The organism is Bacteroides clarus, assembly GCF_015555825.1.
Classification (GTDB): Bacteria; Bacteroidota; Bacteroidia; order Bacteroidales; family Bacteroidaceae; genus Bacteroides; species Bacteroides clarus.
The window spans coordinates 296,329-321,488 of the sequence record NZ_JADNLF010000002.1 but is presented as its reverse complement, the minus strand read 5'-3'; the positions used below and the strand labels follow the sequence as shown (position 1 = coordinate 321,488).

17 protein-coding genes and 2 pseudogenes are annotated in these 25,160 nt (G+C 44.6%); 11 read left to right on the top strand and 8 right to left on the bottom strand.

The window, feature by feature from the left end; translation table 11 throughout:
- Positions 1-11 precede the first annotated feature (11 nt).
- The 9 genes and pseudogenes from I2F54_RS03910 to I2F54_RS03870 all read left to right on the top strand — a co-directional run bounded on the left by I2F54_RS03910 (position 12) and on the right by I2F54_RS03870 (position 9,733).
- Positions 12-1,499 carry a DUF5687 family protein gene (locus I2F54_RS03910; RefSeq protein ID WP_195500560.1) on the top strand — a complete coding sequence of 496 codons (1,488 nt, stop codon included), beginning with the start codon at positions 12-14 and terminating at the stop codon, positions 1,497-1,499.
- A gap of 25 nt (positions 1,500-1,524) precedes the next feature.
- Positions 1,525-2,283 carry an ABC transporter ATP-binding protein gene (locus tag I2F54_RS03905; protein ID WP_022219294.1) on the top strand — a complete coding sequence of 253 codons (759 nt, stop codon included), beginning with the start codon at positions 1,525-1,527 and terminating at the stop codon, positions 2,281-2,283.
- Between the two features lie 2 nt (positions 2,284-2,285).
- Positions 2,286-2,798: a C40 family peptidase gene (locus tag I2F54_RS03900; protein ID WP_195500559.1), complete on the top strand. Its 513-nt coding sequence runs from the start codon at positions 2,286-2,288 to the stop codon at positions 2,796-2,798.
- Positions 2,799-2,859: 61 nt separating this feature from the next.
- Positions 2,860-3,567: pseudogene (locus I2F54_RS03895) on the top strand (HAD family hydrolase); the annotation flags it as partial.
- A gap of 401 nt (positions 3,568-3,968) precedes the next feature.
- On the top strand, positions 3,969-4,286 hold the full coding sequence (rplU, locus tag I2F54_RS03890) for a 50S ribosomal protein L21 (RefSeq protein WP_009122535.1): 318 nt from the start codon (positions 3,969-3,971) through the stop codon (positions 4,284-4,286).
- Between the two features lie 22 nt (positions 4,287-4,308).
- Positions 4,309-4,578 carry a 50S ribosomal protein L27 gene (gene rpmA, locus I2F54_RS03885; protein WP_009122536.1) on the top strand — a complete coding sequence of 90 codons (270 nt, stop codon included), beginning with the start codon at positions 4,309-4,311 and terminating at the stop codon, positions 4,576-4,578.
- Positions 4,579-4,737: 159 nt separating this feature from the next.
- On the top strand, positions 4,738-6,012 hold the full coding sequence (gene serS / locus I2F54_RS03880; RefSeq protein ID WP_009122537.1) for a serine--tRNA ligase: 1,275 nt from the start codon (positions 4,738-4,740) through the stop codon (positions 6,010-6,012).
- A 459-nt stretch (positions 6,013-6,471) separates the two neighbouring features.
- Complete coding sequence (gene tnpA, locus I2F54_RS03875; RefSeq protein WP_087425127.1) at positions 6,472-6,924, top strand: IS200/IS605 family transposase; 453 nt, start codon at positions 6,472-6,474, stop codon at positions 6,922-6,924.
- A gap of 502 nt (positions 6,925-7,426) precedes the next feature.
- Positions 7,427-9,733 (top strand): bifunctional dihydroorotate dehydrogenase B NAD binding subunit/NADPH-dependent glutamate synthase, encoded by a 2,307-nt coding sequence (locus I2F54_RS03870; RefSeq protein WP_195500558.1) that lies wholly within the window; start codon positions 7,427-7,429, stop codon positions 9,731-9,733.
- Between the two features lie 75 nt (positions 9,734-9,808).
- Here I2F54_RS03870 and panD read toward each other — a convergent pair whose 3' ends face one another.
- A complete protein-coding gene (panD, locus tag I2F54_RS03865) occupies positions 9,809-10,162 on the bottom strand; it encodes an aspartate 1-decarboxylase (RefSeq protein WP_009122541.1) in 354 nt (117 codons plus the stop codon).
- A 22-nt stretch (positions 10,163-10,184) separates the two neighbouring features.
- A complete protein-coding gene (gene panC / locus I2F54_RS03860) occupies positions 10,185-11,030 on the bottom strand; it encodes a pantoate--beta-alanine ligase (RefSeq protein ID WP_022219215.1) in 846 nt (281 codons plus the stop codon).
- A 245-nt stretch (positions 11,031-11,275) separates the two neighbouring features.
- On the opposite strand from panC, the gene I2F54_RS03855 reads away from it, so the two are divergent.
- Positions 11,276-12,100, top strand: a complete 825-nt coding sequence (locus I2F54_RS03855) for a glycogen/starch synthase (RefSeq protein ID WP_009122543.1) — start codon at positions 11,276-11,278, stop codon at positions 12,098-12,100.
- 23 nt (positions 12,101-12,123) lie between these two features.
- Positions 12,124-13,740 carry a DUF4270 domain-containing protein gene (locus I2F54_RS03850; RefSeq protein ID WP_195500557.1) on the top strand — a complete coding sequence of 539 codons (1,617 nt, stop codon included), beginning with the start codon at positions 12,124-12,126 and terminating at the stop codon, positions 13,738-13,740.
- Between the two features lie 83 nt (positions 13,741-13,823).
- Here the strand turns inward: I2F54_RS03850 and I2F54_RS03845 are convergent, their stop codons facing one another.
- From I2F54_RS03845 to I2F54_RS03825, 6 genes and pseudogenes are all read right to left on the bottom strand, one after another.
- Positions 13,824-15,995: a glycoside hydrolase family 3 N-terminal domain-containing protein gene (locus I2F54_RS03845; protein WP_410518260.1), complete on the bottom strand. Its 2,172-nt coding sequence runs from the start codon at positions 15,993-15,995 to the stop codon at positions 13,824-13,826.
- Positions 15,996-16,007: 12 nt separating this feature from the next.
- Positions 16,008-16,808: pseudogene (locus tag I2F54_RS16305) on the bottom strand (DUF4886 domain-containing protein); the annotation flags it as partial.
- 1 nt (position 16,809) lies between these two features.
- Positions 16,810-19,275, bottom strand: a complete 2,466-nt coding sequence (locus I2F54_RS03840) for a beta-glucosidase (protein WP_195500555.1) — start codon at positions 19,273-19,275, stop codon at positions 16,810-16,812.
- 253 nt (positions 19,276-19,528) lie between these two features.
- Entirely contained in the window at positions 19,529-22,030 is a 2,502-nt protein-coding gene (locus I2F54_RS03835) for a DUF4886 domain-containing protein (RefSeq protein ID WP_229097127.1), read from the bottom strand.
- 20 nt (positions 22,031-22,050) lie between these two features.
- A complete protein-coding gene (locus tag I2F54_RS03830; RefSeq protein WP_195500554.1) occupies positions 22,051-23,841 on the bottom strand; it encodes a glycoside hydrolase family 2 protein in 1,791 nt (596 codons plus the stop codon).
- A gap of 20 nt (positions 23,842-23,861) precedes the next feature.
- A complete protein-coding gene (locus tag I2F54_RS03825; RefSeq protein ID WP_195500578.1) occupies positions 23,862-25,154 on the bottom strand; it encodes an acetylxylan esterase in 1,293 nt (430 codons plus the stop codon).
- Positions 25,155-25,160 lie beyond the last annotated feature (6 nt).

Below are 25,160 nucleotides of genomic sequence, written 5' to 3'. Positions count from 1 at the left end.
ACCCATCCATTATGAGCCTCTTTATAGAATTACGTAAGCACGGAAAGTTGGCTGCCAAACGGAATCCGATGTATGAGAAGAACAAATTCGGAAAGTTCTGGATGTACTTCATGGCAGTATTCTGGGCCGGCTACCTGATATTCTTCGGAACGACTTTCGCTTTTGCATTCGGCGACGGGGCAACGGAAGCATATCATGTCTTGAACAGCGGACTGATATTCGTATTCTTCCTGGACTTTCTCATGCGCTTTCCATTCCAGAAAACACCCGCTCAGGAAGTAAAGCCTTATCTGCTATTACCGGTAAAGCGCAACCGTCTTATCGATTTCCTGCTGACACGTTCCGGATTGAACGGCTTCAACCTGATATGGCTGTTTTTCTTTGTTCCGTTCGCTATCATCAGCATTACTAAATTTTACGGAATAACAGGGGTACTGACCTACAGCATCGGAATCTGGCTATTGATGATACTCAACAATTATTGGTTCCTGCTATGCCGGACATTGATGAACGAGCGTGTATGGTGGATAATCCTGCCTATACTGGTATACGGGATTATCGCTGCCGGAATGTTCATACCGGATGACAGCCCGTTGTTCGACTGGTCTATCGACCTGGGAGAAGGATTTATCCTCGGACACTTTCTTACTTTCATCGGAACATTCGCGGCTATCGTGGCACTATGGCTCATCAACCGCGGACTGATGATTAAATTGATTTATAATGAAATCAATAAAGTGGAAGACACCAAAGTCAAACACGTATCCGAATACAAATTCCTGGACCGTTACGGAGAAATCGGCGAATACATGCGATTGGAACTGAAAATGTTACTGCGCAACAAAGTCTGCAAGACAGCTCTGCGCACGGTATTCCTGGTAGTCGTCGCTTTCACCTGTATCCTGAGTTTTACCGAAGCATACGACGGTCAGGGAATGAAAAACTTTATCATGGTCTACAACTTTGTGATTTTCGGTATTCTGTTTTTATCGAGCCTGATGAGTTACGAAGGCAACTACATCGATGGCCTGATGAGCCGTAAGGAATCCATCTACACATTGCTCCGCGCCAAATATATTCTATACAGCATCGCCATACTCATACCTCTAATCTTGATGATACCGGCTATGGCAACCGGTAAACTGTCCGTCCTGAGCTGTATCGCCTGGGCTATATTCGTTGCCGGCGGTGTGTATTTCTGCCTGTTCCAATTGGCCGTCTACAATAACAAGACCGTAGACCTGAATGCTAAAATGACCAATCGCCAGAATATGGGAACCGGATTGCAAAATCTGATTTCCGGAGCAGCATTCGGCGTACCTCTGCTTATGAACTTTGTGCTGACAACCTTTTTCGGCCCCACAGTCACAGCCTGGATATTGATTGTTATCGGCGCGGGCTTCATACTCACTTCCCGCTTTTGGCTGAAAAATGTATATCACCGCTTTATGAAGCGGCGCTACAAAAACATGGAAGGATTCAGAGACAGCAGACAGTAAGATTTATTATTTAAGATTTATGGTTATGATTCAGATAAATAATTTGCAAAAGAAATTCGGCGCAAAGACCGCTGTAAATATTGACAATTACATCATCAATCAAGGTGATATGTTGGGTTTGGTAGGTAATAACGGAGCCGGAAAGACCACCCTTTTCCGCCTGATACTGGATTTGTTGCAAGCTGACCGCGGAAATGTCACCATCAAAGATATAGACGTATGCAAAAGCGAAGACTGGAAGAACTTTACCGGCGCTTTCATTGACGACGGCTTCCTGATAGACTATCTCACCCCGGAAGAATATTTCCATTTCATCGGCAAGATGTACGGCCTGAAAAAAGAAGAAGTAGATGAACGCATCGCTCCTTTCGAACGTTTTATGAACGGCGAGGTCATGGGACAGAAAAAGTTCATACGCAATTTCTCTGCGGGAAACAAACAAAAGATAGGCATTATCTCCGCCATGTTGCACCATCCGCAACTACTGATACTGGACGAACCTTTCAATTTCCTCGACCCCAGCTCGCAATCCATCATCAAGCAACTGCTGAAAAAGTACAACGAGGAGCACGGAGCGACCGTCATCATCTCCAGCCACAACCTTAACCATACGGTAGACGTATGCCCGCGTATCGCCTTGTTGGAGCACGGCGTCATTATCCGTGACATACAAAACGAAAACAATTCGGCTGAGAAAGAATTGGAAGCCTATTTCAATGTCAGCGTAGAAGAAGCCGTTGAAGTTGAAAATAATACGGACGAAGAAATATCGACAGAAGAATAAACATGAAGCAATCCTTTTCTTATGTAATTGTCCTTCTCGGACTAATGTTCTGTTTAAGTTCCTGCCATACTTCCGCTCCCCGTCTCGATTATAAAGCTCTGGCGCAAGCCTCGGTACGTCTGGGTATGGATATCGAGCTGACGGACAACCATAAATTGTATGTCAACGCCGCCGAATGGATAGGCACTCCCTATCGTGCGGGTGGCGACAGTAGGCATGGGACGGATTGTTCGGGCTTGGTATCCCAGCTTTATAAAAAGACCTACCGTATGCGTCTGTCGCGCAGCACGGACGGACAATTAAAAGAAAGCAATAAAATAGCCCGCCGCAACTTACGTGAAGGCGATTTGGTATTCTTCACCAGTCGCTCGTCCCGTAAAAAAGTAGCTCACGTAGGCATCTATCTGAAAGACGGAAAATTCATCCATGCCAGTACCAGCCAAGGAGTTATCGTGAGCAGTCTCAAGGAGAAATATTACACGCAACACTGGCTTTGCGGCGGAAGAGTAAAATGAAAAAGAGTAACAAACAAATATAAAATGCCAATTTATTCATAACTTTGCCGCAAAAAGGCATATGAATTATACAACCTACCTCTTCGACTTCGATTATACGCTTGCCGATTCCTCGCGCGGCATCGTTACCTGTTTCCGCAATGTACTGAACCGTCACGGCTACATTCACCCCACCGATGACGACATCAAGCGTACTATCGGCAAGACCTTGGAAGATTCTTTTTCCATTCTTTCCGGCGTAACCGACCCTCAGCAGCTTGCAGAATTCAAAAAGGAATATGTAAAAGAGGCAGATACACATATGACTGTCAATACGGTGCTTTTCCTCGAAACCAAATCCGTGCTGATGGCGTTAAAAGATTCCGGAGCCCGTATCGGAATCATCTCCACCAAATTTCGTTACCGCATCAAGGAATTACTGAATCAGCACTTTCCCGATGATTTTCTGGACATCATTATCGGCGGAGAAGATGTAAAAACCCCTAAGCCGTCTCCGGAAGGTTTGTTGCTTGCCATCAAGCAACTCCATGCTACCAAAGCCGAGACATTATACATCGGCGACAGTACGGTAGACGCAGAAACCGCACAAAAGGCAGGAGTGGATTTTGCAGGTATCACGCATGGCATGACTACCGCCGAAGAACTGCGGCAATACCCGCACAAGAAAATAATGAGCAGTCTGGAAGAATTATTGGAACGGGAACCATTACCCGCCGCATCGCCGAAGAACATAGGTGTACGCCGTATCGTACTTCTGTTAGTACTTTTCGCCGCATTCGCCGCCCTCATTTGCTTTCTCACCTTGGTATGACGAAGGAATTTCCTTGCTATAATTAAATCGTTCCACTATGGAGAAAGTTTTGTTCCACCATGGTGGAACAAAACTTCCCTCACAGCGGAACAAAATATTCACCATGATGGAACGAATAAACAGTCGTATCTCCGCCGCTTAGCGCCACGCTCCGAATGACAGATGCTCTTGATAGGAATCAATTCTTAGGACCTTACTTATAAAGTATTAATTGTCTTAAAAAAGAGAAAGAAAGATTTGTCCATTACAAATAAAAGAGGTACTTTTGTGCCCGATTATTCCGCACCGGGTTTAATTAAGTGCTTTCTAAGTGATTAGAGACCACCCGACGGAGCTAACTTATACATTATATATAAGAAATGTACGCAATTGTAGAAATCAACGGTCAGCAATTCAAAGCAGAAGCTGGCAAAAAGCTGTTTGTACACCACATGCAAAATGCAGAAGCCGGTGCAACGGTAGAATTTGAGAAAGTTCTTTTGGTAGACAAAGACGGTAACATCACTGTAGGTGCTCCTACCGTAGAAGGCGCAAAAGTTGTTTGCGAAGTTGTTTCAGGTCTGGTAAAAGGCGACAAAGTTCTTGTTTTCCACAAGAAAAGAAGAAAAGGTTATCGCAAACTGAACGGTCACCGTCAACAATTCACAGAGTTAACAATTAAGGAAGTAGTAGCTTAATCAATTAAAAAAGTAAGAAGAAATGGCACATAAAAAAGGTGTCGGTAGTTCTAAGAACGGCCGCGAATCACAGAGTAAGAGATTAGGCGTTAAGATATTTGGTGGCGAAGCTTGCAAGGCAGGTAACATCATCGTTCGTCAAAGAGGTACTGAATTCCATCCGGGTGAAAACATCGGTATGGGTAAAGACCACACTCTTTTCGCTTTGGTAGACGGAACTGTACAGTTCAAAGTAGGTAGAGCAGACAGACGTTCTGTTTCTGTTATTCCCGCTGAAAGCGCAGAAGCATAAGTTTCCGGACAAAAAAATAAAGCGAAGGGATGCAATCCGATTGATTGCATCCCTTTCTTTTTATACTTAAAAATAAGCAAGTTTCTTTTTTGTATTACTTTTGATTTGCACTATCTTTGCCCTCGCAAATCCCGAGTATCATAAAAACAAGTATAAGATATGCTTACCATTAAACAAATTACAGACAACACCGACGCGGTAATCCGCGGACTGGAGAAAAAGCACTTCAAAAACGCCCAAGAAACCATCGGGCAAGTGCTGGAAACCAATGACAAACGACGCAATACCCAAACAATCTTAGATAAGAACCTGTCGGAAGTAAACTCCCTTTCCAAGTCTATCGGACTGTTAATGAAAGAGGGTAAGAAAGATGAAGCGGAAGCCGCAAAAAGCCGCGTAGCCGAATTGAAAGAAGCCAACAAGGCATTGCAGGAAGAAATGGATCAGGCCGCAACCGATTTACAGAACTTACTGTATACAATCCCCAATATTCCTTACGACAGCGTACCCGAAGGCGTAGGCGCCGACGACAATGTGGTAGAGAAAATGGGCGGTATGGAGACCGAACTTCCCAAAGACGCGCTCCCCCATTGGGAATTGGCCAAGAAGTACGACCTGATAGACTTTGACCTGGGCGTTAAGATTACAGGCGCAGGTTTTCCCGTGTACAAAGGCAAAGGCGCACAACTTCAACGCGCGCTTATCAACTTCTTCCTGGACGAAGCACGCAAATCCGGCTATACCGAGATAATGCCTCCGACGGTGGTTAATGCCGCTTCCGGTTACGGTACAGGCCAGTTGCCCGACAAAGAAGGTCAGATGTATCATTGCGAGGTAGACGATTTGTACTTGATTCCGACTGCCGAAGTTCCCGTAACGAATATTTATCGCGACGTTATCCTCGACGAGAAGCAGTTGCCTATCAAAAACTGCGCTTATACACAATGCTTCCGTCGCGAAGCAGGTTCATACGGTAAAGACGTACGCGGCCTGAACCGTCTGCACGAATTCTCCAAAGTAGAATTAGTACGCATCGACAAGCCGGAACATTCCAAAGAATCTCATCAGGAAATGCTGAACCATGTGGAAGGATTGCTTCAGAAATTGGAATTACCCTATCGTATCCTGCGTCTGTGCGGTGGCGACATGAGCTTTACCGCCGCCCTTTGCTTCGACTTCGAGGTATATTCCGAAGCACAGAAACGCTGGCTGGAAGTAAGTTCGGTATCCAACTTCGATACTTACCAGGCCAACCGACTGAAATGCCGTTACCGTACAGCAGAAAAGAAGACAGAGCTTTGCCACACCTTGAATGGTTCCGCACTGGCACTGCCGCGTATCGTAGCAGCTTTATTGGAAAATAACCAGACTCCGGAAGGTATCCGTATTCCGAAAGCATTGGTTCCGTATACAGGATTCGAAATGATTGACTGAAGAAGCGTCATTTCAAATTCAAAATAATAAAAGGTGCGTCAGAATATAGGAATTTCATATTCTGACGCACCTTTTTTATACAAAAACTAAGACAGGTAAAGCAATAAGGATAAAAGTCATGAAAATTAGAACAAAAAGCCATGACGTTAAAAGCTAAGAATACCAGACTGAAGGTTGAAACGCAGAATTAAAGGTTGAGATGCAGAACTGAAGACTGAAAATACTGAGCTGAAAGCTGAAATACAGAGCTGAAGGCTGAAAACACTGAACTGAAAGCTGAAATACAGAACTGAAGGCTGAGGTGCAGAACTGAAGACTGAAAACACTGAACTGAAAAGCTGAAATACAGAACTGAAGGCTGAAAGCCTTATATCTTACAGCCCAGGGTAACACCCTGGGGTAATTATCAAATCATTCCCCTATTTTCTATTACGCCCTGAAAGGGCAAAACCCCACATCATGTCACAATCCTTAAACAAAATCTACATACATATCATCTTCTCCACCAAAAATCGCGAAGACCTATTACCCGAAAAAAATCTGAATGAAATACACTCTTATATAGGAGGAATCATCAATCAAAACCTATGCAAAAGCATTATCATAGGCGGTACCGCCAACCACATACATATTCTTTGTGAATTGACAAGCACCGTTTCTACCGCCATGCTGTTACAAGAAATCAAAAGAAGCTCCTCCAAATGGATAAAACGCGCCTACCCCCAACATCCCAACTTTGCATGGCAAAACGGTTATGCCGCATTTTCAGTCAGCCAATCAAAAGTGGATACCGTCACCAATTATATCCGAAACCAGAAAGAGCATCATACAAAGAAAAGTTTTAAAGAAGAATTAGTGGAGTTCCTAAAAAATTATAAAATTGAATATAAAGAAGAATATTTGTGGAGTTGATTCTTATGCCCTTTCAGGGCGCAAAAGAGAAATATATACTTCCCCGGGGTGATACCCCGGGCTATAAGATAGAAGGCTTCCAGCCTTCCTGTATAAAAGTGATTCTTCAAGCAAATAAGGTTCTTTAGGCAAATAAAAGTTTTTAAGCAAATAAGATTATTCAAGCAAATAAAAATCTTTAAGCAAATAAAAATCTTCAAGTAAATAAAAGTTCTTAAGCAAATTAAGATTATTCAAGCTAATAATATTATTCAGGCCAATAAAAATCTTTAAGCAAATAAGTAACCTTATTTCAAAATAGCTATTCTCTCCCAAAACAACTTTACTCCCCCAAGCACTCTTCTCCCAGAAAACTATTCTCTATCTTCAAAATCGCCTTATCCACTCCCACCGCACTCTTTTTTCCCTATACATTCTTTGTTATTAACAAATAACCCGTATCTTTGCAAAATCTATCATTCTGAAAGAGATTACGTAATTATACCAACAAAATTATAAGATAATGAATAAAATCATTAGCAAAGAACATTTCTCAGAAAAGGTCTTCAAGTTAGTAATCGAAGCACCGTTAATTGCTAAATCACGCAAGGCAGGACACTTTGTAATAGTACGTGTAGGCGAAAAAGGCGAGCGTATGCCGCTGACCATCGCCTCCGCCGATCCTGTAAAAGGAACTATCACTTTGGTTGTACAAGAGGTAGGTCTCTCATCTACCCGTTTGTGCGAGCTGAACGAGGGTGATTATATAACCGATGTTGTTGGTCCGTTGGGACAAGCCACCCATATCGAGAACTTCGGAACTGTTGTTTGCGCCGGTGGCGGTGTGGGCGTAGCTCCGATGCTTCCTATCGTACAGGCATTGAAAGCTGCCGGTAACCGTGTGATTACAGTATTGGCAGGCCGTACCAAAGAGCTGATTATCCTCGAAAAAGAGATGCGGGAAAGTTCCGATGAAGTCATTATCATGACAGACGACGGCTCGTACGGCAATAAGGGGCTGGTTACGGAAGGCGTGGAAAGCGTCATCAACCGCGAGAAAGTAGACAAATGCTTCTGCATCGGTCCGGCCATTATGATGAAATTCGTTTGTTTGCTGACGAAGAAATACGAGATACCTACCGATGTATCCCTGAATACCATCATGGTAGACGGAACAGGAATGTGCGGCGCCTGTCGCATCACTATCGGCGGTAAAACCAAATTCGTATGCGTAGACGGACCGGAATTTGACGGCCATCAGGTAGATTTCGATGAAATGCTGAAGCGTATGGGCGCATTCAAAAACATCGAACGCGAAGAAATGCATAAGCTGGAAGAACCGCAAACTTGTCAGGCAACCGGAGAAAACACCCCGGAAGAGGACGAAAAAAGCCGTAATGCCGCTTGGCGTCAAGAGCTGCGCAAATCCATGAAAGCAAAAGAGCGTACCGCCATTCCCCGCGTGGAAATGAACGAGTTGGACGCCGAATACCGCTCACACAGCCGCAAGGAAGAAGTAAACCGGGGATTGACCGAGGAACAGGCCTTAACAGAAGCCAAACGCTGTCTGGACTGTGCCAATCCGGGCTGTACCGAGGGATGTCCCGTGGGTATAGATATCCCCCGTTTCATCAAAAATATAGAACGCGGCGAGTTTCTGGAAGCCGCCAAGACACTGAAAGAAACCAGCGCATTGCCCGCTGTTTGCGGTCGCGTATGTCCGCAGGAAAAGCAATGCGAGTCCAAATGTATCCACTTAAAGATGAACGAAAAGCCGGTTGCCATCGGCTATCTGGAACGCTTCGCCGCAGATTATGAACGTGAAAGCGGACAAATTTCCGTACCGGAAATCAAAGAAAAGAACGGCATCAAGATTGCCGTAATCGGTTCGGGTCCTGCCGGCCTGTCTTTTGCAGGGGATATGGCGAAATACGGCTACGATGTTACCGTATTCGAAGCACTGCACGAAATCGGCGGTGTACTGAAATACGGTATTCCCGAATTCCGTCTGCCCAACAAGGTAGTGGATGTCGAAATCGAGAACCTTGCCCAAATGGGTGTAAAGTTCATCAAGGACTGCATCATCGGTAAGACATTAAGCGTGGAGCAACTGGAAGAAGAAGATTTCAAAGGCATATTCGTCGCTTCCGGCGCCGGACTGCCGAACTTCATGAATATCCCCGGTGAAAATTCCATCAACATTCTGTCGTCCAACGAATACCTGACACGTGTCAATCTTATGGACGCTGCCAGCGAGGATTCCGACACACCTGTGCCTTTCGGCAAATGCGTAGCCGTCATCGGCGGCGGCAACACGGCCATGGACTCCGTCCGCACGGCCCGTCGCCTGGGTGCCGAACGTGCCATGATTATCTACCGCCGCTCGGAAGAAGAGATGCCCGCACGCATTGAGGAAGTGAAACACGCCAAAGAAGAAGGAGTAGAATTCCTGACACTCCACAACCCGATAGAATACATTGCCGATGAACAAGGAAAAGTAAAACAGGTAGTTCTCCAAAAAATGGAATTGGGCGAACCCGACGCATCCGGACGCCGCAGTCCTGTGCCCATTCCGGGAGCCACCGAAACGATTGACATAGACCTTGCCATCGTCAGCGTAGGCGTATCCCCGAACCCTATCGTTCCCAGCTCTATCAAAGGGCTCGAATTGGGACGTAAAGGAACAATTGCCGTAAACGACAGTATGCAGTCGTCCATCCCGACCATTTATGCCGGCGGCGACATCGTTCGTGGCGGCGCTACCGTAATCCTCGCCATGGGTGACGGCCGAAAAGCCGCCGCAGCCATGAATGAGCAGTTGAAGCACTAAAGTTACTTCACCATAAAAAGAAAGTCCCGTTCGCCATTCGGCAAACGGGACTTTTTCTTTCTATCTGATAAAGGACTACTTCACCACCTTATTTGTCGCCGGATCGGGAAAAATCACCGTCGGCTTAAACGTCTTGGCTTCTTCAAAGTCCATCAATGCATACGACATGATAATAACAATGTCATCCGGTTGAACCCTACGGGCCGCCGCGCCGTTCAAACAGATTTTACCCGAACCGCGCTCGCCTTTAATGATATAAGTTTCAAAACGTTCACCGTTATTATTGTCGGCAATATAAACCTTTTCGCCGGCAATCATGTTAGCGGCATCCATCAAGTCCTCGTCAATCGTAATGCTTCCCATGTAGTTGAGATTAGCCTCCGTGACGCGGGCGCAATGGATTTTCGACTTCAACACTTCAATCATCATAAGATTGGCTTTTTTATGTTTATTACTCCTTATACTTGATATTGTCAATCAGACGGACTTCTCCGCAGAATACCGTAATGCAGCCTACGGCATACGCAGTGTCTTCCCAATCGGCAATCTTCTGCAACGTATTGCCGTCCACCAGCTCAAAGTATTCCAGACGCAAGCCGGGAGCGGCCGCAATGGCATCTTCCACAAACTTCCGTGTCTCGGCAACCGTATGCGAGGCCGCAAAGGTACGACTTTCAAATAAAGTCTGCGAAATTTTCAAGGCATTTTTACGTTCTTCGGCGGACAGACGGGCGTTACGGCTGCTCAAAGCCAGGCCATCTTCCTCACGTACGATAGGACAGCCCACAATCTCCAGCGGATAACTCATCTGACGCACCATTTCACGGATTATAGCCAATTGCTGAAAATCCTTTTCACCGAAATAAGCGCGGTCCGGCTGCACCGCATCAAACAACTTGCTCACAATCTGGCATACACCGTTGAAGTGTCCCGGGCGGAAAGCTCCCTCCATTACCGTATCCAAAGGTGCGTAGCTGAACCTGCGGGTATCCGGTTCCGGATACATCTCTTCCACCGCCGGAGCAAAGACAAACGCCGCCCCGCATTCTTCCAGCAAACGACAATCGGCCTCCGGCGTACGGGGATATTTGATTAAATCATTCCGGTCATTAAACTGAGTAGGATTTACAAAAACACTTACCACAGCGGCATCATTCTCCGCCACACAACGTTTTACCAATGAAGCATGACCGGCATGCAAGGCTCCCATCGTAGGTACCAGACCCACCTTCTTACCTTGGGCTCTCATAGCCGAAAGTCCGGCCTGCAAGTCCTTGATAGTATGTACTATTTCCATTTTTTCGGTTATATAATAACTTGGTTGTTCGCAAAAACGGTGCAAAATAAGCTATTATTTACCATATAAAGAAGAAATATCGTAAATTAATGCAAAAGTTACCCTGTACCAAGAGATGTCAGTAGACGCATTTATCACTGATACACAACCGCTTAACAATTCATAAGGAATTATAGACGAGCTCGTCTTGCTTTATTGCCCGATTTTTTTTATATCTTTGCAGAATAATTGAGAACATTGTTATTATGACAAAGGCGAACAAGGTTTTATTTATAACACAAGAAATTACCCCTTACGTTTCAGAATCCGAGATGTCCCTTGTTGGCAGAAACCTGCCGCAAGCAATCCAAGAAAAAGGCAGAGAAATCAGAACGTTTATGCCCAAATGGGGAAACATCAATGAGCGCAGGAACCAGTTGCACGAAGTGATACGTCTCTCCGGTATGAACCTTATCATCGACGATACCGACCATCCGCTTATCATTAAAGTGGCTTCCATACAGTCTGCCCGCATGCAAGTTTACTTCATCGACAACGACGATTACTTCCAGAACCGCTTGCAAGTGGTTGATGAGAACGGCGTCGAATATGAAGACAACGACGCACGCGCTATTTTCTATGCCCGCGGCGTACTGGAAACGGTTAAGAAATTACGCTGGTGTCCGGACGTCATCCACTGTCATGGCTGGATGACCGCATTGGCGCCGCTGTATATCAAGAAAGCGTATAAAGACGAACCATCGTTCAGAGATGCAAAAGTTGTCTTTTCACTGTATGACAATGACTTTAAAGAGCCGTTCCATCCCGATTTTGCCAGCAAGCTCCTATTGAAGGGCATCAGCAAGAAAGATATCGCCGATTTGAAAGAACCGATTGATTATACGGCTCTCTGCAAATTAGCGGTAGACTATTCCGACGGTGTTATCCAGCAAAGCGAACACGTGAATGAGGAAGTCATGGAGTATGCCCGTCAAATCGGTAAGCCTATCTTAGGCTATCAATCTCCCGAAAACTTCGCGGATGCCTGCAACGACTTCTACGACCGGGTTTGGGGAGTAGAACAAGAATAAAGTTGATTTCAAGACGAAGAATTATGAAAGTAAAATATTTAGGGATATTGCTTTTGGCACTTCTGGTTTTCTACGGATGCGATGATAATACCGGAACACTGGGTATGGGTATGCTGCCCGATTCGGATGGTATTTCCGCCCAAACCAAGACTTTCGAGGTTTCTACAAAATCCATTCTTGCAGGACCTGTTTATGCCAAGACGAGCACGGGATACGTCGGTACGTTCACCGACCCCGATCCGAACGGTTTCGGGAATTATAAAGCCAGTTTTCTGACAGAGTTGAACTGCGCCGATGACTTTAGATTTCCTGCGGAATACAACGACGAGACCCATACGGGAACGATGGCCGGCGATACCGTATCTTCCGCCCAACTGACAATATACTACGCTTCATGGTACGGAGATTCTTTGAATCCATGCAGAATGTCGGTATACGAATTGAACCGAAGATTAACGAACAACCACTATACCGATATTAATCCGGAAGATTATTTCAGCAAGGTAACAGCGAATAAGCCGAACTTTACAACCGGATATTTCCAACTGCACAAAGCGTATACGGCCTACGATACTTCCGTACCCGATTCGGTAAGAAACGCCACCGACTCCAATGGTAACAGTCTTTTCTATCCGAATGTAACCCTGCCTTTAAGTAAAGAGTTCGGTAACGAGCTGCTGCAGTTAAACAGAGCTTATCAGAGAGGAGAGAACGACTTCTTCAAGAACTCGGATAAGTTTATCGATAATGTATTGAAAGGCGTATATATTGAAACCGATTATGGCGATGGAACCATTCTATATGTCGACCGCGTGGACTTACAAATGCAATTCCGTTTCCATTATGTGGACAGCTTAGGGGTAAAACTCACTAAGAAAGACGGTACATTGAATGCGGAAGGCAAACCCGCCGACTCTTTATATTACAGTACGGCAACCGTATTTGCCTCTACGAAAGAAGTTGTCCAAGCCAACAGATTCGAGAACTCCCCGCAACTGGAAAAGAAAGTGACCAGTGACAGCGAGAAAGGCTGGAGTTATCTCAAATCGCCCGCCGGCATCTTCACAGAGGCTACTTTGCCCTACGATAAAATACATGAAGAGTTGACCAACGACACGCTGAATGCCGTTAAACTGACTTTCACGAATTATAATCAGGAGAATAACAACAAATATAAGTTCAGCATGAGTGCGCCGGAAACGGTTTTGCTATTGCGCAAGAAAGACATGGACACTTTCTTTGTCAATAACGAACTTACGGACAATGTTACCTCTTTTGTCGCCACTCACAACAGTGTGGAAACGAACCAATATACATTTAAGAATATCGCCCGTTTAGTCTCCGCTTGCATCAACGAGAAAAAGGCCGCCAAACAGAAAGCAAAAGAAGACGCAGGCGCAGCGTGGGATGAAGCGGCATGGGAAGCGGGATGGAGCCAGCCCGGCGGTGAAGGGGAGAACTGGGATAAGGTTGTATTAATCCCCGTAGTCGTGACGTATGATACGAACAGCACCACTCCTTCCATGATTGGCATTCAGCATGACCTGAAACCTACGTATGCCAAGCTAAAAGGCGGAGATCCGACCTATGGCGGAAGCAACTTGCAGATAGAAGTTACCTATACTTCTTTCAACAAATAAAGCGAAATACTTCATAGAAATAAATAAGCCCTTCAAAATGATTATTTTTGAAGGGCTTATTTATTTCTATGAAGTCAAGACTCTCAATCAACCAGCTCGATCTTCACTTTCCGGTCTTTCACCATGATGTAGTATTCGCCTGCTTCCAAAAACCGTTTTCCATTCTCATCTACGAAGCCGAAATCACGTTCCAAATCAACATCAAAACGGAAAACCTTTGTATCTCCGGCTTTGATAAGCTGTTTATCAAAAAATTTCAGTTCTTTTACCGGACGGGTTATCGAGCTGTACGGATCGGAGATAAACCAAAGTACAGTCTCTGCGCCGTCACGCTCTCCCACATTAGTGACAGGTACTTCCACCGTCAGCTTTTCACCACGTTTTACCACTGTGGCAGAAGGAGTGATTGCACCATACTCAAATTCCGTATAGCTCAAACCATGACCGAACGGATAAAGCGGCTTACTGGTTATATCCTGATAGAATCCCTGATGCGAGCGTCCACTCTTCCTCTGATTATAATAGATGGGAATCTGTCCGGTAGAGTACGGGAAGGTGATAGCCAACTTTCCGGAAGGATTGATTCGGCCGCTAAGAATACCGGCAATAGGTTTGCCCCCTGCAACACCCGGCTGCCATATTTCTACAATAGCTTTACTGACAGGTTCCAACCGATTTAACTCCAAAGGACGTCCGTTAGAAAGAAGCAATATAATAGGTTTGCCTGTTTTCTGTAACTCCATAGCCAGCTTTTCCTGAATTTGCGGCAATGCCAGTGTAGAACGCGAGGCATTCTCACCGCTCCAGGTCTTTTTCTCACCCAGACAAAGAAGAATAACGTCCGATTGCTTGGCAACAGCTACAGCTTCGGCAAATCCCGACTCATCTTCACCTTCAAAGTCACATCCTTTAGCATACAATAACCGGGACTTATCCTTAAACTCCGCTTCCAAACCCTCATATACACTTACCACATCACCGTCACGACCATGACCGGACCAAGAGCCCAGTAAGTTCCACTTATTCTTACCTATCGGACCAATCACTGCAATCTTGGCAGATGCAGAAAGCGGCAGTACATTATCTTCATTCTTCAATAACACGACTGATTCTTCCGCCAGCTTTCCGGCTATCTCCAAACTTGACGGAAGCAGAAACCGCTCTTCCTCCGTACTCTTCTTAGTATAAGGATTATCAAACAGCCCTAACCGGAATTTAACACGCAACACCCTACGAACCGCATCGTTCAGCCTTTCTTCCGAGATTTTCCCTTCTTTCAACAAGTCCGCCAGATATTTATCATAACCGTGAGACATCATATCCATTTCCATACCCGCCTGAAAGGCTTTCAGACTGGCCTCTTTCTTTGACGATGCCACACCCTGATTTACCAACTGTTCCACTGCTCCCCAGTCGGATACAACAAATCCGTCATGCTTCCAACGGTCTTTCAGTATTTCAGTCATCGTATAACGATTGGCAGATGCGGGAACTCCGCTAATATCATTGAATGCGCTCATCAAAGTAACAGCTCCGGCCTTAACTCCCATCTCATAAGGAAGCATATAGGTATCCCAAAGCGTCTGTTTGGAAATCTCCGTATAAACATAATCGCGTCCCGCTTCCGAAGCTCCATACCCCACATAGTGTTTCAGGCAGGCAGCCACTCTCCGTTCATCCGCCAAGGTATCACCCTGATAGCCTTTCACCGAAGCCACACAGAAAACCCCGTTGGTATACGGGTCTTCTCCGTACCCCTCGGCTACACGTCCCCAACGACCGTCATGCGCCACATCAATCATCGGAGAGAAAGTCCAGTCTACTCCCGACATACGCGCCTCTTGGGCGGCAACAGCGCAAGCCTGTTCCACCAATCCGGGATTCCAGGAACATGCCTGTCCTAAAGAGATAGGATAAACGGTACGGAAACCATGAATTACATCGTAACCGAACAAAACAGGAATGCCCAAGCGGGACTCTTCCATCGCCTTACGTTGCAAACCGTTACGCAGCTCAGCATCTGTATCGAAATAAATCACGGAACCGATTTCTGCCGGAAGCTTCTTCACTTCCTCTCCCACATTGTTTACATTATTATTACGCCCCAATGTGTATTGGTTCAGTTGGAGAACTTTTTCTTCCAATGTCATTCGTGCAACCAAGTCATTGACACGTTCTTCAATCGGAGCTTTCGGGTCTTTGTACAAGGGATTCTTTTCACCGCCCAAATCGGTAATCCGATAAGGATGCAACACAGCTTCGTGAGCAGCCTGCTGCGCCACTTTACGGCGCGCGTCGTCCAAGCCCTCCGGCGCATAAGCATTACCAACGGCAGAACGTTTGAAGATACGTTCAAACCATGTACAGGCAGCCGTATACCGGCCTATTTTCAAATCCAGATGATAACCATCACGGGTCATGTGGTCGCCGACAAAAGAAGTACGCGCATTTTGTATGGCGGTACCCGAAGGAATTATCATCTTTATACCTACCAGCTTACCAGCCTGCTTCACAGCATCCACAATAGAGTGATACATCGTCAGCTGATTGCGGTTATAGTTATTAAAACCCGTATGTTTGGCATCAGCCGCATAAGCCCAAGTTTGGTGCAACATCAGTTTAGTTTTCTTTGGCAACCGTTCGCGCACATACTGTACCAATTCGGGTAACCACGCCTCGTACGTTTCATACATACCGGAAAACGGACTGGCCTGTTGAAGGCTGACATAATCCCATTCTTCATCCGCCAGAGCTGTTTCCAATGAAACTTTCTTTTTTTCAACTCTCTTTCCGTCAAGACCTATCTCACGGTAATAATAAGCGGAGTCATTAGCACGTGCATTTTTTACGTGGCGCTCCAAAGAGCACCCGCCGATATACATATTGCCGATAATAGTAGAAATACCGTCAGCCTCGGCCAGTTCGTGCAAATATTGTTCCACAGCATCCTGTGAGAAACTATTGCCGATAGCAAGAATCTTAACGGCCTTCTGCCGGGCATAAGTCTCACCCGCGAAACAAAACAACAGGCAGACAAGTAACAGTTTTAATATTCGAGATTGTTTCATATTATAAAGTAATAGTTTGTTTTAAAGGCAAATCTTCGGAAGAAGCTCCTGCCAAGATTTCAAATTCTCCTTCTTCCACGATAAAGCTCCGGGTATTTATGTCGTAAAAAGCAAAAGCGTCCCTATCCAAAGATATACCGATACGCTTGGTCTCCCCTTTTTTCAAATAAACTTTATCATATCCTTTCAGTTCTTTCAGCGGACGTGGCACAGAAGACTTCACATCCCGCACATATACCTGCACCACTTCCGCAGCATCCATATTTCCGATGTTCTTCACATCGAACCTTACTGAGAAACGGTTGTCGCCAAGCTTCTCTACGGTCATATCACTGTACTCAAAACGACTGTAGGAAAGTCCGTAACCGAAAGGATATAACGGTCGCTTTCCTGTCCGGTCGTATCCCCTGTAGCCTACAAAAACACCTTCCGCATATTGTACCCTTTTGTGAGGCACGTTACGGTTATCATAATAATTATCATATACCGGATTATCTTCCCACCTTTCTTCAATACTGACAGGCAACTTTCCGCTTGGCGAAAGTTTTCCCGTAATAATCTCAGCGATGGCTTTTCCCCCCTCTTGTCCCGGATACCAGGCCATCAGAACGGCTTGCACATTCTTTCCCCAGTTACGGAAGTCAATACCGCCACCGGCATTTACAACCACCGTTACATTCTTATGAAGCGATGCCACCTTATTTATAAGATATTCCTGCCCATGAGACAATGCAAACGGACGGTCGAACCCTTCTCCCTCGGTACTGCTATTGAACCCGGCGCATACAATCACATTTGCCGCACGCCTCAAAGAAGCCGACAAACGTTCCTCATCCAGCATGCCGGCCTGGAATTTTACAGTTGCTTCACCTGCATTATCGAAATATTCGATGCGTAATTTGTACAACTCCCCTGCTTTGACTTGCATAAATGCACTACGGGTACTGAACGAATGATTGCCCCAATCCCCGGTTACCATTTTATCGTTCACAAACAAGCGATAGCCATCATCTCCCGCCAACTGAAACTTAATCGTACCGTCTTTATCAGCCTGATAAAGACCGTTCCAGCAAACAGAAAACTTATCCGCCGGCATACCTTCAAAGGGTGCGCCATATTTCCAGGTATAATCTATATTCTGTTCTATCGACGTTTTAAAAAGTTTCCCGGTAAGATTCGGAGTATTATAGTATTCGCTCTTAAATCCGTTTCGGGTGAGGCTTTCGTCTGTGTAAATCCGCCCGGATATATCTTTATACAGAATATTGTCGGGCAGCAACTCTACTTGTTTTTCTCCTTTCAATTGAACCATACCGTCATAAAGTGATACGGTAGAATAAGGAGTGACAAACCCGCTTCCGCCACCTGTCGGGATAATATCAGCATTAGGACCGAGAATCAGTGTCCTGCCTTTCCGATAAGGCAAGGTCTGATTATCATTTTTCAACAAAACAACCCCTTCCCGGGCAAGATTGAGGGCTATCTCTTTAGACCGGACATTATCTTTGGCAATCGACTTATCCTCTCTTGGGGTGTCAAAGGCTCCAAAAGCTATTAATGTCTGAAGAATATGCTGTACTTTAAGGTCAATCGTTGTTTCGGTTACAATACCATTCGCTATTGCCGGAATCAGAATCTCCTTTGTCATAAATCGGCCGACAGGCATTTCCAAATCCAGCCCGCCATTGGCGGCTCCCACCCCGGAATATACAGAAGTCCAGTCCGACATCAGAATCCCTTTAAATCCCCAGTGCTTACGCAGCACATCAATGTTAAGCCATCGGTTCTCGGTGGCATGTACTCCGTTAAGCGGATTATAACTATCCATCACCGCTCCTACCCGGGCTTCCTGTACCGCTTTACGAAAAGCTGGGAAATAAATTTCTTGCAAAGTACGTTCGTCTACGTCCGAGCTTGCATGATGCCTGCTCCATTCCTGGTTATTAGCGGCAAAATGTTTCACCGTAGCCATCACTCCCTCTTCCTGAACCCCTAATATATATTCTTTAGCAACTTCACCCGTCAGATAAGGGTCTTCACCGAAATACTCGTAATTACGTCCGCACAAGGGAGAACGGTAGATATTGACACCAGGACCTAACAGAATGCTAACTCCGCGAGCTCTCGCGTCTTGTCCCAAGCCATTACCCAAATCCCGGACTAGTCTCCGGTTCCATGTTGAAGCGGAGAGAATACCACAAGGGTACAAAGTGCTTTGGGTATTATTACGTATTCCTTGAGGTCCGTCAGCCATTCTTATTTCGGGAATCCCCAATCGGGGAACAGCACGAATATAAAATGACTTGGGACCGGAGATATAATCAATCTTCTCTTCCAAAGTCATTTGGGAAACTAAGGCTTTGGCACGCTGTTCCGCTTGGGGAGTGATGTATACTTGAGCGTCGGCAGCAAGCATATAACAATAAAGCAATAGTATGTTCAAAAAAACTCTCTTACTGATATTCATTTGGTCTGTATTTAAAAAGGACAAACGCCCCGTCTATTCCTAACTCCTTCCACAAGGTAACTTCCGTACCAACCGTAGGTACGAGGGGTACCGACGGTTGGTACAAGAAGTACCAGCCTTTGGTATTTGTCGTACCAAAACATGGTACTTCCAATACCAAAGGGTGATATAAAATTGGTACTTGTATAGCAATGGATATTAATCCATTGCGTTGTTTTAATCAGATTAGAATAATAAATATTCCTATATCAGACTATTCGTCCGCCGCTTTAATAACTAATGCATTGACAACACCATCACATGCATTTGCAGAACCAACACCTTGTACGCTAAGTGTCACATTGCCCTCAGTAGTAGGTTGCACATTTTTAACAGAAATAACAAATCGACTGAAATCTACTCTTTCCCACTGATTATCCGTACAGTTTGTAGCACTACCCACTTTCAAATTAATATCTCTATTATCTACTATACTCTTCTCTCCTGTAACATCTTCTATTTTATAGTTTGCAAATCGAGCGCCCTTACTACTATCTGTACGTACTGCTACAATCACGAAGTCATATTTCATATTCGGATCCATTCGTGTGATATTTATAGTTGCAAAGTCAGATAAATTACCGATACCTTTTGTTCCACTAACAACCAAGAAATCTCTCCATGCACTACACGGGAATGAAATTCCATCATAGACTATTTCATAGGCCTCATTATAGGCAGAACCAGAACTACCACCTTGAAACCCTTTAAATCCTGACAGACTCATACGTATACCAGTATAATCCTTGTTTGCATCATTCAAAAACACTGCATCAGTCTGAGTCACACTACTTCCAATTTGAATATTATTCCATGTAATTATATCAGAAGAGGTAGGATGTGATACCCCATTACCAACCACACCAAAATCCACATAAATAGGAGCTGCAAGCTTACCAGAAGCGGAAGGATTATATATGCTCATATCTGTAACCTCATATCGATTCTTTATTGCCATATGAGCAGAATTTTGTGCTATTGTCGCCTCCGCAGCACTTACAGTAGCGGGCACATAAGAATTCCCCACTACCTCAGTTTCAAATATAGCTTCGAACCAGGTACAAGCTGCTGTATAGCGTCCATAAGCAGTATTCAAATGAGTTCCGTCACGATTAAAAGTATCACCCAGATAAGAGGTACGTCCATTTTGAATAGCCGTTCCTGATGGAATAAGTATTTTTAATGCCGGATTATCCTGCATAGTTTGAAAAGAAGCAGCAACAATCGCATTATACATATTCTCTTGTTTTGGCTCTGTTATATCACTTGGGAAACTTCCATAATCAGAGGCATATGCCCAAGTCTGATGCCACATTAATTCGGCATCGGGATTAGTTTGTTGCAACGCAGTAATTAAATTAGGCAAATAACTTGTATAAGTAGTATAATCGCCCGACTTCCCACTTTTCTGTTGTAAGCTAATATAATCCCATTTTTCTTCATTTAGCGTTTGAGACAACTTTCGTTCTTTAAACTCAGTTTTGGTTCCATCTACTATTTTCTTATAAATATAGTCCGCTGCATCCGACTGCATATTAGCCCAATGTGTTTCTAAGTCGCAACCGCCAATATACATGTTACCAATAATAACTTCATACCCTGCCGCTTTTGCCAGGTCATATAAATATTGTTCCACTGCATCTTGAGAATAACTGTTACCAATCGCCAATATTCTGGTAAGGTTACTCAATACCTTAATCTTCACATTACCGGAAAGAGTCTCATTCTTTCTGCCATTTTTACTGTACTCAACCTTAATATCTGTTTCTCCATCAACTTTTGCTTTTACAATCAAAGCCAATTTACCGTCTATTTCTTCGACTTCCGCAGTTGCTACATCCGCAGCAGAAGAAGTACATATATAATCTGTAGCCGCAACATCCACATCTGTTCCGAATATCATCGGAATCTGCATTTCTTCAGATGGTTTCAATTTCATTTCCTCCTTGGCAAGTGTCATAGTAGCTCCCGCCAATCTATCCTTTACAGAAACCTCTATAGTATCGGACAAACAACGGATAATTCTTCTACCGCCACCTTCAAGAGGTTTCCAATACTGTATCTTGACTTTAGTGGTTCCAACCTTTACACCTTTTACATTGACAATCTTATTATTATCGGCATCCATTGAGAATCCTGTTGCAATGGCAACAGCCTCATCGAACGATTTACACTCATACTCCAACGCCTTCATTTCATCATCGCTGAAAGTAAGCGCCACCGGAGTTTCTTCATCTATATTTACTTCCGCTTTCTCAACAGCCGCTTTCATCCAGCGTCCATTGTCCGCATATTCGGCTTCATAATCACCGCTCGGTTTGCTTACCGTCACTGTGATTGTTGCCGTCAGATTATCAAGTGCACTGGAGGCATAAGCTATCTTGATGTCAGCAGTCCCCTCGGCAAGTCCTTCAATGGTAACTGTTTTATTACCCTTACTCAACGCTGCCGTGGCAACAGCCGCATCAGAAGAAGTACATGTATATTCTAATTTCTCGGCTACCGCATCCTTAAATAATAAATTCACCGGAGTACGAACACCTATTTCAAGTTCCACCTCGTCAGAAGCAGATTTCATCCATGTATTACTTAAATTCTGAGTAGTATCATCATCCTCCGAACATGCCGTCAACAGGGTTACCGAACCGGTCAATGTAACCATCAGTATGAACAAAACATTTAGCAATGTTTTGCTCTTTAATAGTAAATTCTTCATTATCATTAGTTTTTGGTTAATTATCTGTTAGTAAGTTTTTTCTTCTGATAGTAGTCACGCATAAGATACCAGGCCTTTTTTCTCATTCCCTGATCAGAGATTAATCCCTTGCGGTTCCAACCATCCTGATTAGTCGGATGGAAACGGAATGGGGAACGGAAATCAAACAACACCCATGGCGAAACTCCACGCAAATTAGGAATATTATCGAACATACGAATGTTGTCGCGATATAAACGCGCCTGATATTCTTCGCTCCAGGAACTGACTACATCTTCACTACCGGACTGCCCATACAAGGCCTCACCACCGAACTCTGAAATAATCAGCGGTTTGTCGGGAACAACATTCCAAATGGCATCCTTTGGCTCGACCGGCCAAGGGTGGTACCATCCCATATATTTATTGACAGCTACCACATCCAGCCGAGAGGTGAGCGAATCATCCATCACAAAGCGTTGCTTATCGGCATTGAAACGTACCAAATCAAAAGCGGCCACATACAAGCGTGTTGTATCCAACTGTTTACCGGTTTCAAGCAACGAAGACAGAAAAGCATTTCTCTCTTTGGAAGGTTGCGTCTCATTAGCAACACCCCAAAAGCCAACCGCACAACGGTTACGGTCACGCTTAATCATCTCAGACAACATATTCTGCGCTTTCCGGCGAGTTGTATCATCTGTAAAGTCTATACCTTGCCAAATAGGAATCTCCTGCCAAAGAATAAATCCCATCTTTTCCGCCAGACGAACAGTATATTCATTTTGCGGGTAATGCGCCAAACGAATCATATTTACTCCCAATGCTTTGGCTTCATTCAGCAGCATGGCAGCATCCGCTTCCGAGAAAGCGCGTCCCATTCGCTGAGGTATTTCTTCATGGAAAGAAATGCTACACATGAACATGGGTTTACCGTTCAGATAAATATCGGTACCCTTCACCGTAATATTACGAAAACCTATTTGTTCCGTTACGCAATCAGTAGCAGAAGTAACTCGGACTTCGTACAATTTCGGGGTATCGGGAGACCAACGCTGAAACTTCTTCACTGTTTTCACAGCTTCCGCCTTTCCTTCCGAATCGGTATACAACTCGAATGTGATTTTCAATTCGGGAATGGTTACCGAAACCTTCTCGCCGGCTTTTTGCTCGGAGAGCCGTACTTTAGTAATCAATCGATCCGGTTGTTCTTTATCCAATTGGACGACATATTCTTCAATATAAGTTTGCGGAGTAGTTACAAGCAATACATCGCGAGTGATACCGCCATAGTTCCACCAATCGAACGACAATGCGGGAATAGCATCTTTGGTACGGCGATTATTGACTTCTACTGTCAGGAAATTATCACCTTCTTTCAATAAGTCCGTTACTTCTACCTGAAAGGGAGTAAAGCCACCTTCATGGTCGGCAATTTCCACTCCATTCAAATAGACACGGCTACGATAGCTGACTGCGGCAAAGTACAAAAATTGTCGCTTACCCGGCTCACGACGAGCATCGAAATGACGGGCATACCAAATTGTTCCTTCATAATACTTCAACTCCGGCATCTGCGAATTCCAATCGCCGGGAACATTCAACCGCAATCCGTTTTCAAACGAATATTCATAGAAGTCCGTATTTCCTTGAGGAGACATGTTTTTATAAATTTCCATGCGATGTCCCTGGTCATATAAGTCTACAATAGCATTCCACTTACCATTTAACGAACGCACACTACGTCCATATACATTCGTGATAAGCTCCTGTGCCGCCAATTCACCGGTAAACAACGCGAATAGCAAACATAGTATCAAATGTTTTTTCATCTTCTTCTTTTCTTGTGTGATTACTTACAGTTTTTCAAGAAGTTCATTACCCAGCTCCACGCCGCATTTGTCTGTTCCGCATAAGCATAATGCCCGGTAGTCTCGGCCACAAATAATTCTTTCGGGGCATTGATTACGTTATAAGCGGAATAAGTAGTGGTAGGCGGACAAACCATATCGTTATAGCCAAAAGTGTAAAATCCGGGAACTTTTACTTGGCGGGCAAAATTCACTACATCATAATATCCGGCAGTTTTCAGCTTATCAGGAGTACGGTTAATTTCCGTTTTAAACATATGAGGCCAACCACCTGCACGCCCGTAAGCGTATCCTGCCATATCACACAGAGCCGGATAATAGGATACCAATCCCTTTACTCGGCTATCCAAACCGGCAACAATAATGGAAAGTGCCCCGCCCTGGCTGCCACCAAAGGTGGCCAAATTACCATTAAACTCAGGAAGAGTATAGATAAAGTCAATAGCCTTTACGCACCCCATATAAACGCGCTTATAATAATATTTATTGCGATTATCCAAATTGAATGAATGATAGCTTTTCAAGGCTCCCATAGACAGGTCATTATAAACACTTCCCGGCATATTTACCGGAATTCCATGAATGCCTATTTCCAAAATGATAGCCCCTTTCGCTGCACGTTCTGTCTCTCCTCTATAAGAACGGATACCTGCACCCGGCACTTTCAATATCGCCGGATATTTACCCGGCGCTTTCGGTATGCACAACATGCCATACATACGAGAAGCGTAATCATTATTCTGAAAAGAAATATGATAAACGTTCACCTTATCCGTACATCTTTCCGGAACCAATGTCATGGTAGGCTCCAAATCCCATTTAGCAGCAGCCTCTTTATTTGTTTTCCAAAAATCAAGGAAGTCATCGGGCATCTCCGTTACCGGCTGTAACTTTTCCGGACTGAAACCAACAGTGGCAAGCCCTTCATATTCCCGATTTTGATATTTGGCAAATACACGACAACGCAGAAATCCCGGTTTCTTCATGGTTCCGGCATTGATATCCGCCGTACCCGCCTTCAACAGCTGTGTTCCCGTCTTATGTGCTTTCATCATATCCTCAGATACTTCATAACGTATCTCCACATTTTGAACCGGAACGTTACATCTCAATACCATAACTTTAAAATTAACCTTTTCTCCCTCTTTATACAACCAATCGGCACGTTCGGGAGAAACAATCACTTGCACCATTCTCTCTGCCGGCTGGGCATATAACATTATGCTCAAGCCAACAAACAGTATCAAGAAAATAAAACGATAACTTTTCATGATATATAC

What these genes read in the sequence shown, in the direction of transcription:
- I2F54_RS03910 (WP_195500560.1), top strand. Translation starts at nt 12, where the DNA reads ATGAGCCTCTTTATAGAATTACGTAAGCACGGAAAGTTGGCTGCCAAA.
- I2F54_RS03905 (WP_022219294.1), top strand. Translation starts at nt 1,525, where the DNA reads ATGATTCAGATAAATAATTTGCAAAAGAAATTCGGCGCAAAGACCGCT.
- I2F54_RS03900 (WP_195500559.1), top strand. Translation starts at nt 2,286, where the DNA reads ATGAAGCAATCCTTTTCTTATGTAATTGTCCTTCTCGGACTAATGTTC.
- rplU (WP_009122535.1), top strand. Translation starts at nt 3,969, where the DNA reads ATGTACGCAATTGTAGAAATCAACGGTCAGCAATTCAAAGCAGAAGCT.
- rpmA (WP_009122536.1), top strand. Translation starts at nt 4,309, where the DNA reads ATGGCACATAAAAAAGGTGTCGGTAGTTCTAAGAACGGCCGCGAATCA.
- serS (WP_009122537.1), top strand. Translation starts at nt 4,738, where the DNA reads ATGCTTACCATTAAACAAATTACAGACAACACCGACGCGGTAATCCGC.
- tnpA (WP_087425127.1), top strand. Translation starts at nt 6,472, where the DNA reads ATGTCACAATCCTTAAACAAAATCTACATACATATCATCTTCTCCACC.
- I2F54_RS03870 (WP_195500558.1), top strand. Translation starts at nt 7,427, where the DNA reads ATGAATAAAATCATTAGCAAAGAACATTTCTCAGAAAAGGTCTTCAAG.
- panD (WP_009122541.1), bottom strand. Translation starts at nt 10,162, where the DNA reads ATGATGATTGAAGTGTTGAAGTCGAAAATCCATTGCGCCCGCGTCACG.
- panC (WP_022219215.1), bottom strand. Translation starts at nt 11,030, where the DNA reads ATGGAAATAGTACATACTATCAAGGACTTGCAGGCCGGACTTTCGGCT.
- I2F54_RS03855 (WP_009122543.1), top strand. Translation starts at nt 11,276, where the DNA reads ATGACAAAGGCGAACAAGGTTTTATTTATAACACAAGAAATTACCCCT.
- I2F54_RS03850 (WP_195500557.1), top strand. Translation starts at nt 12,124, where the DNA reads ATGAAAGTAAAATATTTAGGGATATTGCTTTTGGCACTTCTGGTTTTC.
- I2F54_RS03840 (WP_195500555.1), bottom strand. Translation starts at nt 19,275, where the DNA reads ATGAATATCAGTAAGAGAGTTTTTTTGAACATACTATTGCTTTATTGT.
- I2F54_RS03835 (WP_229097127.1), bottom strand. Translation starts at nt 22,030, where the DNA reads ATGAAGAATTTACTATTAAAGAGCAAAACATTGCTAAATGTTTTGTTC.
- I2F54_RS03830 (WP_195500554.1), bottom strand. Translation starts at nt 23,841, where the DNA reads ATGAAAAAACATTTGATACTATGTTTGCTATTCGCGTTGTTTACCGGT.